A 261-nucleotide genomic window follows, 5' to 3' on the forward strand; every position below is an offset into this window, starting at 1 on the left:
GTCAAGGCAGCTGCAAAAGAACTGCTTAGCCAGGTAGACCGAATCGATGCACTTCTATGCAACGGCGCGATTGCTCAAGTACCTACTCAACAATTAACCGTCGATGGATTCGAAAGCCAACTTGGCGTCAACTACTATGGCCACTGGACCTTGCAAGCATTGCTATTCGATCTGATCGACAAGTCGAACGGCCGCATCGTCACCGTCGGGAGCCTCGGCTATGACATGGGGATCAAAACCATCAAGTTCGACGATATGAAT

1 protein-coding gene is annotated in these 261 nt (G+C 50.2%); it reads left to right on the forward strand.

The genetic code is table 11. The features are described 5' to 3' along the window. The coding region (locus R0J92_RS24035; RefSeq protein ID WP_411053527.1) for an SDR family NAD(P)-dependent oxidoreductase at positions 1 to 261 on the forward strand (261 nt) is incomplete at both ends.

It is taken from the genome of Tritonibacter sp. SIMBA_163 (assembly GCF_046535935.1).
In the GTDB taxonomy this organism is placed as follows: Bacteria; Pseudomonadota; Alphaproteobacteria; order Rhodobacterales; family Rhodobacteraceae; genus Epibacterium; species Epibacterium scottomollicae.